Source organism: Ruminococcus sp. OM04-4AA (assembly GCF_003462585.1).
GTDB classification, from domain to species: domain Bacteria; phylum Bacillota; class Clostridia; order Lachnospirales; family Lachnospiraceae; genus Mediterraneibacter; species Mediterraneibacter faecis.
In genome coordinates, this window is sequence record NZ_QTZH01000079.1 from 1 (window position 1) to 8,235 (window position 8,235).

Annotated in this window: 8 protein-coding genes; all 8 read right to left on the reverse strand. The window is 39.1% G+C overall.

Annotated elements, in window-relative coordinates; genetic code table 11:
• Window positions 1-93: 93 nt before the first annotated feature.
• Window positions 94-468, reverse strand: a complete 375-nt coding sequence (locus DXB52_RS14320; protein ID WP_117874687.1) for a hypothetical protein — start codon at window positions 466-468, stop codon at window positions 94-96.
• Window positions 469-514: 46 nt separating this feature from the next.
• Entirely contained in the window at window positions 515-2,209 is a 1,695-nt protein-coding gene (locus DXB52_RS14325) for a putative polysaccharide biosynthesis protein (protein WP_117874685.1), read from the reverse strand.
• A gap of 52 nt (window positions 2,210-2,261) precedes the next feature.
• Complete coding sequence (gene ybeY / locus DXB52_RS14330) at window positions 2,262-2,759, reverse strand: rRNA maturation RNase YbeY (protein ID WP_117874683.1); 498 nt, start codon at window positions 2,757-2,759, stop codon at window positions 2,262-2,264.
• Window positions 2,756-3,748 carry a PhoH family protein gene (locus tag DXB52_RS14335; protein ID WP_015529266.1) on the reverse strand — a complete coding sequence of 331 codons (993 nt, stop codon included), beginning with the start codon at window positions 3,746-3,748 and terminating at the stop codon, window positions 2,756-2,758. Before DXB52_RS14335 ends, ybeY begins: the two co-directional genes overlap by 4 nt.
• A complete protein-coding gene (locus tag DXB52_RS14340; RefSeq protein WP_181989224.1) occupies window positions 3,723-4,973 on the reverse strand; it encodes a sporulation protein YqfD in 1,251 nt (416 codons plus the stop codon). The genes DXB52_RS14335 and DXB52_RS14340 overlap by 26 nt, the downstream gene beginning before the upstream one ends.
• On the reverse strand, window positions 4,970-5,257 hold the full coding sequence (gene yqfC, locus DXB52_RS14345) for a sporulation protein YqfC (protein ID WP_015529267.1): 288 nt from the start codon (window positions 5,255-5,257) through the stop codon (window positions 4,970-4,972). The genes DXB52_RS14340 and yqfC overlap by 4 nt, the downstream gene beginning before the upstream one ends.
• Window positions 5,258-5,342: 85 nt before the next feature.
• Window positions 5,343-5,822, reverse strand: coding sequence for a 23S rRNA (pseudouridine(1915)-N(3))-methyltransferase RlmH (gene rlmH, locus DXB52_RS14350; RefSeq protein WP_055156549.1), 480 nt, complete (start codon window positions 5,820-5,822; stop codon window positions 5,343-5,345).
• A 48-nt stretch (window positions 5,823-5,870) separates the two neighbouring features.
• Window positions 5,871-7,940, reverse strand: coding sequence for a HelD family protein (locus DXB52_RS14355; protein WP_117874681.1), 2,070 nt, complete (start codon window positions 7,938-7,940; stop codon window positions 5,871-5,873).
• Between the last annotated feature and the right edge of the window lie 295 nt (window positions 7,941-8,235).

Here is an 8,235-nt window from a genome sequence, read left to right on the forward strand (position 1 = left end):
ATCACTCCGCTGATTGACACGGGAGTGAACAGTAACCGATATTTTTTCCGCTGACTCTGTATTATACACGATTCTGTGCACTTCGTCCACTTTTTAACTGGAATAATTCTCAAGAAAACCATACAGTTCTTCAGCTGACTTAAGATAGATTCCATTTTTCAGATCCTGTTGTACTTCATCCGGCAGATTATTTACGGATAGGCTGGTTGTTTCGTAAAGGGTTGTCCCATCTTGCAGATAGACCGCAACATATCCATGCAGCTCTTTCAGATAATAGGCATCATCTGAAACAGACTCTCCTTTTGCTGAACTGCGTCTGATTTGAATAGAATCATTTTTTTCATTTTTTGTCAGTTCTATAGCCTTTTCCTTTTCCAGTAGATTGTGGTAACTAACCTGATAACCTACAATCAAACATCCGGTAATCAGAAATAAAACAGAAAAAAAGCCAATCATGTATTTTTTCATCGCAAATCGCTCCTTTTTTCATACAGTATTGGCTTTTTTATTTTTTTTATTCTTCTACTTTTACGGCTGGAAGCAGATGGAATTTCTTAGAAATTCTCAGGATACGTCCACCCATTGGAAGATCAAGGATATCATCTTCAGAAAGTGTTCCGATCTTCAACATAACAACCGCATAAACAAGTATTGCTACAAACAGTGAAATGCATACCGGAATTACACGACCGCCGATCAGTGTATCAAACAGTCTGAATACGCCGAAAGTTACAATGCCCATCACTGCTGCTGCAGCGAATGGTTTTCCGAAAGTGCTTACAAAATCGATTTTGAAACCGCTGACTTTTCGAATCTTGAGCAGGTTCAAAATACTCATTGCAAGTGCAAATACAATATTTCCACCCACCAGTGCATAGACGTTCATCTTGAATACAGTCATCATCAGTACAAATGCTACCAGATGAATCCCAAGAGCTGCTGCAGCATTCTTTGCGGGACTTGTCATGTAGTTTAATCCATGAAGAATGGAATTCGTTACAGAGGAAAGTCCATACAGTACAACAACGATAGCTCCTGCCATCAACAGATGTGCCGGTGTTGCACTGGAGTCATTGTACAGCAGAACCATAATTGGGGAAGCAAGTACGAAATAACCGATACAACTCGGAATAGCAATTACCATTGTAAGACGTAATGTCTGGTTAATCTTACTGTGAACCTGTTTCTTTGTACCTGCTGTAACAACAGCTGTAAGACTTGGCACAAGAGATGTTCCAAGTGCATTCGCAATTGCCATCGGGACATTGATCAGGGTGTCGTATTTACCGGTGTAAATACCCTGAAGAGCCATGTATTCTTTCTCTACATAGCCTTGTGACTCCATAACATGATTAAAGATTGTAAGGTCGATAATCTGGTTAATATTATATACAGCGGTACTGAATACAACGGGGATTGCTGTTAAAAGTAATGCTTTCAGAAGGAAAGAATAACTTTCAACATTCTGGGTGCGGTCTCTTTTAAGCTGTTTGCGTATCACATTTTTATATATAAAAATGACAAACAAAAGAAATAACAATCCAGATAAAGAGCCGACAACCGTTCCAAGTGTACTTCCGGCAGCACCGTAAGCAGGTCCGAGAAGCTCCTCTCCGGATTTTTCTCCTGCTTTTATTCCGATACCAAAGAGGACACTTGCGCCGACAATACTGATCACGGCATTAAATACCTGCTCAATGATCTGTGAGATAGCTGTTGGAAGCATTGTTCCCATTCCCTGGAAATATCCACGGATAACAGCCATGACTGCAACGATCAGAAGTCCCGGGGCAAGAACCCGCAGTGCGTAAACGCTAAGTGGAGATTTCATTAAATGTGTTGAAATCAGTCCTGCTCCCAAAAAGATTGTCAGCGAGATGAATAATCCAACACCGATTGCAAAAGCAAGGGAACAGATAAATACACGGAATGCATTTCGCCTCTGACGCTTTGCAAGTCGGATCGATACCAGCTTGGATACGGCAGTCGGAAGGCTGAATGATGAAATCATCAGAGCGATTGCATAGACCTGATAGGCATATCCATAAAATCCGTTTCCTTCATCTCCTAAAATATTCGTCAGCGGAATCCTGTAGACTACGCCTATGATTTTTGTAAGTACAGCTGCTGCTGCAAGTATCGAACCCTGGACAATATAATCATCCTTTTTCGTTCGTTTTTTCGTTGTTTGTGCCTCAGTTTCAGACATAACTTCCTCCTAGTGTCCCATTCCTTAAAATCTATTTAATATATGTATCCTATCAGCGGAAAATACCGACTTTTTCCATGATTTCTTTCTGTTTCGCTTCCATGACAACACGTTCTTCATCAACCATGTGATCGTATCCAAATAAGTGAAGCATACTGTGTGCAATCAGGAAAGCATACTCTCTTTTGGGTAAATGTCTATATTCTTCAGCCTGGGATAACACTTTTTCCTTTGAGATAACGATATCACCAAGCATCAATTCTCCGGATTCCGGATTAAAGGCTTCTGCACTTTCTTCATCAATCACGGAAAAATCTCCCGGTTCTTCGTATTCGATCATAGGGAAAGAAAGTACATCTGTTGGGCGGTCAATTCCACGTTGTTCCAGATTCATTTCGTGAATCTGGGCATTCTCAGTCAAAAGAAGATTGATCTCTGCTTCATAAGGACAGTCTGCAAGTTCTAATGCAGCGTCAATAACTAATGCGGCAATCTCTTCTGTATCAAAGTCTAACTTTATATTCCCCTCTTCTTCGATAAAAAGACTCATCCTTTTTTCCTCCTGTTTTCTCTCGGTCTGGACGATTTCTTCTCATAGTCCTCATATGCTTTTACAATTTTCTGAACTAATGGATGTCTTACAACATCTTTGCTTGTCAGCGTACAGATGTTGATCCCTTCCAGATCTTTTACAACCTTTACAGCAACATCAAGTCCGGATATTGTTCCGGACGGAAGATCTTTCTGTGTAGAATCACCTGTAATGACAACTTTGGATCCAAAACCAATTCTTGTTAAGAACATCTTCATCTGGGCCGGCGTTGTATTCTGTGCTTCATCAAGGATAATGAACGCATTATCTAAAGTACGCCCGCGCATATATGCCAGAGGAGCAACCTCAATCAATCCTTTTTCAGAATTCTTAAGAAAACTGTCAGCTCCCATGATCTGATAAAGCGCGTCATATAAAGGTCTTAAATACGGATCAATCTTGCTTTGCAGGTCTCCCGGAAGAAATCCAAGCTTCTCTCCGGCTTCAATTGCCGGGCGCGTCAGGATGATTCTGCTTACTTCTTCGCGTTTGAATGCTGTGATTGCCATTGCCATCGCAAGATAGGTCTTTCCTGTTCCGGCAGGTCCGAGACCGAAAGTGATCATTCCATTACGAATTGCATCAACATATTTTTTCTGACCTAATGTTTTAGGTTTGATTGGTTTTCCCTGTAGTGTATGACAGATCAGATCTTTATCAATAGAAACAAGGGCTTCTTCCTGATCTTCAAATACGAGCGAGATTGCATAGTCTACATTCTGTTCCGTAATCGTATTTCCTCGTTTAGCAAGTTCCACAAGCTGTGTAAGTACACGCTGGGCTTTCTGTGCAGCAATTGTATCTCCTACAATCTTAGTTGCACCGTCACGTGAAATCAATGTGACATGAAAAGTTCTTTCTATTTTCTTTATATAAGTATCAAACTGGCCAAATACATTCATCTCGTATTCAGCCGGAATATCAATGATCAGTTCCGACAGACTCATCCGGTTCGTTCCTTTCTAAAGTTATTCTTTCGGTCTCTGTTTCCTCTTCAATCTGCTGATTCAGATAGAGCGTACCTGAAGCCGTTGCCTTTTCGGCAGATATATATATCTTAACATTTTTTTCATTAATTTGAATACCCTTTTCCTCTAAATCTTTACAAAAATAGCGAAATCGACTGCTTAAAATTGTCTGCATCTCTTTTTTTGTATATTTTATTTTCTTGAAGCTGTATTTTTTTATTGTTTCATGCCCATAAAAAATCGGAAGTGAAAAATTTTCTCCCAGTTTTAACTGATGTGCTATACACAATTTTTCAGAAGTAGCGGACATTTTTGGCTTCCATGTTTCTAACCGGACAGAGCCGATTTGAATAAATCCGGACTTTTTTGCTTCTTTTGTATATACTTTTTTATTATGATAACAGGAAATTATATCCAGATAAGAAGTCTGTGTATCAGCGAAAATATCTGCATCGGCATGCGTATATTGATATCCGGTAATTTCACCACTGTCATCCAGGATGTCAATCCGTCCAGATACAAGTAAAGTTCCTTTCGTTACAGAATCTCCGATATGTACCTGGGGAATGCCGGTGCGTGTAATTAAATTTGTAATGATTCCATCAGTAGAAGCAATAAGATCAACAGGTAAAGAATCTGTCTGAGTAGATGAGATGATAGGAAGCGCATCTTCATTTTCTTTTATCTGTATTTTTAACCGGCTGCCATCAAGAGAAGCAGATACCCAAACGATATCATTATATTCCTTTCGAAGGGCTTTGACAATCCCCTGACAATCTACATTTTTCTTTTGCATTCCAGGATAAATCCCCTCTTCTTTCAGAAACGTTGTCAAGGTCGTGTCGGTCCATCTTTTATTTCCCTGAAAATGAATATCCCATAGAAATTGCGAGTAACAATCGATTAGAAAAATGCATAGGAAGATGCTGATAAAGAATAGTTTTCTTTTTCGGTAGCGATAAAGAAAAAAAGGAAAGCCATACCGTTTTTTTAGTATGACTTTTGTATGTGTTTTTCTGACATAAGGACGAATCTTTCGAAAATCAGATAAACTCAAGTATAATTCATAATTTGTTCCGATTCGGGTCAATCCCCAGAATCGGATGCGGTGATAACAGCAGAGATTCAGAAATCGTTCTGGGGAGTATCCTTTGATCTGAATCTTCACATAACCGGACAAGTAGCGGATCAGGCAATGAATCACCCCGGATTCCTCCCCTCGGTAAATTCTAAAGATGATAATGCTCCAGTTACTTTCATCTCATCATTTGTGTAGTATTGAATCCGGAGTCGTTTTCCCTGGATCCGGATCTGTCCTGCCCGCGTCTGCACACGGATCAGTGTATCTGTGTATTCAATAATGCCACGATAATTTTCAATGCATAATTCATTTCGTCCTAAAATGGTTATAACAGAAGCATTCTGAATCACATCTTTTGGGAGATCCATTGCGGATACCATCTTTTCTTTGATCTGCTCTCGGTTCATTGAAGTTTTTTATATAAAAATCCTTTGTCATCAGTATATGAATATATTACGATGTCCTATACCAGTTGTTTTCTGTGACAGATCTCTATTTATGATAAGGTTCACCGTTGATGATCCGATAACTTCTGTATATCTGCTCTAACAGAATGACCCGCATCAACTGGTGTGGAAAGGTCATCTTGGAAAAGCTTAATGCATAGTCCGATCTTGCGAGCACTTCTTTGCCCAAACCAATGGATCCGCCAATGATAAATGTGATATGGCTTGTCCCCTGAATTCCAAGTTGATTGATTTTTGCAGAAAGTTCCTCGGAACTAAGAAGCTTTCCGTTAATCTCAAGAGTGATCACATAGGTATCCTCTTTTACATATTTCATAATGCGTTCAGCTTCTTTATCGCGAATTGTATTTTCCACGACATCACTTGCATGGTCAGGTGTCTTTTCATCAGCTACTTCTATAATCTCCAGTTTGCAATATCGGCTTAATCGCTTGCTGTATTCTGCAATTGCATCTCGCAGATATTTTTCTTTTATCTTTCCTACGGTTATTAATGTAATCTTCATTTTTCTGTTCTTTCTGAATAAATTTTAATCATGCATGCCTGTTAACTGTTATTTTGATAAGCTGTCAGCAATTTCGTAAACATAGAGTTCGTGAAGAGCTCTTGTTGCGCAAATGTATTCCGCCTGATTTTTAAGCGGATTTTCTTTTGCACCGCGAAGTGCGAAAACCTGGTCAAATTCCAGCCCTTTTGCAAGATAAAATGTGGTTACTGTGAGTCCTTTCTTAAATGCGGAACTGTTACGATCTACATAAGATACGTTGATACCACGCAGTTTCAGGAGACGGCTTAAGTCAAAAGCTTCTTCTTCTGTTGTTGTGATCAGGGCAGCAGTTTCAAAGTCTCCCGGACATTTTAAATGACAGACAAGTTCATCAAGCAATTCCGTATCTGTGTTAAATGTCTTTTCTACGACTTCTTTTCCATGGCGGTCCAGTAACTCAAGATCAGATACTCCACTGACTTTTTCCGCATACCGGGCAATTTCCAATGTGTTCCGGTAACTCTTTTTGATTTCAATTGTTCGGATTTCACGTCCAAGTAATTTGGGAAGAAATCTCAATACATCCTGTTGCTTTGTATCCAATGTCTGTGCACGGTCTCCAAGAATAGTCATTCTACAATGAAACAAGGATTCCAGGATGGTGTATTGCAGATAAGTGTAGTCCTGCATTTCATCAATGACAAGATGCTTAATGTTCTTATGAGTTGAGTTCCCACCGGAAAGACGATATTTCAGATAGAGCATAGGAAATACATCTTCATAAGGGAGCTTTCGTTTTTCGTACGGAACTTCCGGCAACAGATCACAACCACAGTCATCGAGCATCCAATTATAAATGGTGTAAATATCTTTCGTTGTGTACATCTTGTCGAACTTCATCTGAAGCATCTCCTGATTATCCTCTGAAATATTTCTGCCTTTCAGAGTTTCCCAGGAATCGATAAAATAGTCTTTTACAGCGTCCATACGTTTCAATAACGGAGTCTCTGTAAATTTATAATAGAACAATTGGATCAAGTCTTCTTCTGTCAATGTCATTCCACGGAACTCAATTTCTTTGAATTCCATCAGACGATCTTCCAGAATCGCAAGGAAACCTTCTATTTCACCAATAAAATCTTTGGATTGTTTCCAGTCAAAACGATTCTGAGCTGATTCATCCGGAAACTTCATCCGACGTTCCAACTGATCATAACGATCCTCACAGTCTGCAGCGACACCTTTTCGAAGCTCTTTGTAGGCGTAGAGATCAAAACTCATCTCACGGATATTCTCTTCTCCTAATTCTGGAAGAATATGTGAGATATAATCTGCAAATACGCTGTTCGGTGAAAGAATCAGTATGTTGGATGATTTCAGAGTGTCGCGTTCATGATATAAAAGATATGCAATTCGGTGTAAAGCAATCGAAGTTTTTCCACTTCCGGCAGCTCCCTGGATTACAAGGATTCGATCTTTCGTATTTCGGATAATTGCATTCTGTTCTTTCTGGATCGTGCGGACGATATTTTTTAATTTTACATCACTGTTTGTTCCAAGTTCTTTTTTCAGAATATCATCATCGATCTTTGTATCACTTTCAAAGGCATAGACAAGTTCTCCATTCTGAATCTTAAACTGCCATTTTGAAAGAATCTCTCCATCCAGTCTTCCGGCAGGAGCCTCATAGCTTGCAGGGCCTTTATCATAATCATAAAACAAACTGCTGACCGGAGCTCTCCAGTCGTAGATCAGAGGCTGCATGCCTGTTTTTTCGGCAAAATTTCCGATTCCAATATAAAACGGTTCCGGTTCGTCATCTCCATCATACATAAAATCGACACGTCCGAAAAAAGGTGCATCTAACATTTTCTCAAATCTATGTTTTAATTGCAGCTTCTCATTATTAGCGTTGACCTGATGCAGAAGTGCCTGCTGATTATCATAATCTTCGTAACCATATTCATCCATCTCCGTATAATTTTCCCAGTAATATTCCTGCATGTTATCAATCTCTTTCTGTCCATCAGAGAGAGACTGCCCTATTTCTTCCAGTCGTTTTTGTAACTTTATCTCAACATCTTCAAGGAAGCACCTTCCATCAAATCGATTGTCATTGCTGTTATAATTCGTCATATGTTTTATATTTCCCCCAAAATAGATTTTTGCTTCTTAGGTTTATTGAAATGTATGACAAATTTCCATAGGGTTCTCTTTTTAATAGAACTCTATGGAAATTTGCAAACATTTGGTTTATTATTTTACCATATCTTTGAACAGGTTGTCATCTAATTTGAGCAAAATTGCAGATAAAATGGGTAACAGTTCAGCTTTCGGGTTGAAAAGCTAACATATTCAAAATATTTATGGAGTTTATTGTCCTTTATACTGGTTTGTCCTTTATACTGGTTCCTCTCGATATTCATCTATT

Bases quoted from the DNA above. Each gene is read 5' to 3' on its own strand.
- yqfC (WP_015529267.1), bottom strand. From the start codon at position 5,257: ATGAACCGAGAGCAGATCAAAGAAAAGATGGTATCCGCAATGGATCTC.
- DXB52_RS14355 (WP_117874681.1), bottom strand. From the start codon at position 7,940: ATGACGAATTATAACAGCAATGACAATCGATTTGATGGAAGGTGCTTC.
- rlmH (WP_055156549.1), bottom strand. From the start codon at position 5,822: ATGAAGATTACATTAATAACCGTAGGAAAGATAAAAGAAAAATATCTG.
- ybeY (WP_117874683.1), bottom strand. From the start codon at position 2,759: ATGAGTCTTTTTATCGAAGAAGAGGGGAATATAAAGTTAGACTTTGAT.
- DXB52_RS14320 (WP_117874687.1), bottom strand. From the start codon at position 468: ATGAAAAAATACATGATTGGCTTTTTTTCTGTTTTATTTCTGATTACC.
- DXB52_RS14325 (WP_117874685.1), bottom strand. From the start codon at position 2,209: ATGTCTGAAACTGAGGCACAAACAACGAAAAAACGAACGAAAAAGGAT.
- DXB52_RS14335 (WP_015529266.1), bottom strand. From the start codon at position 3,748: ATGAGTCTGTCGGAACTGATCATTGATATTCCGGCTGAATACGAGATG.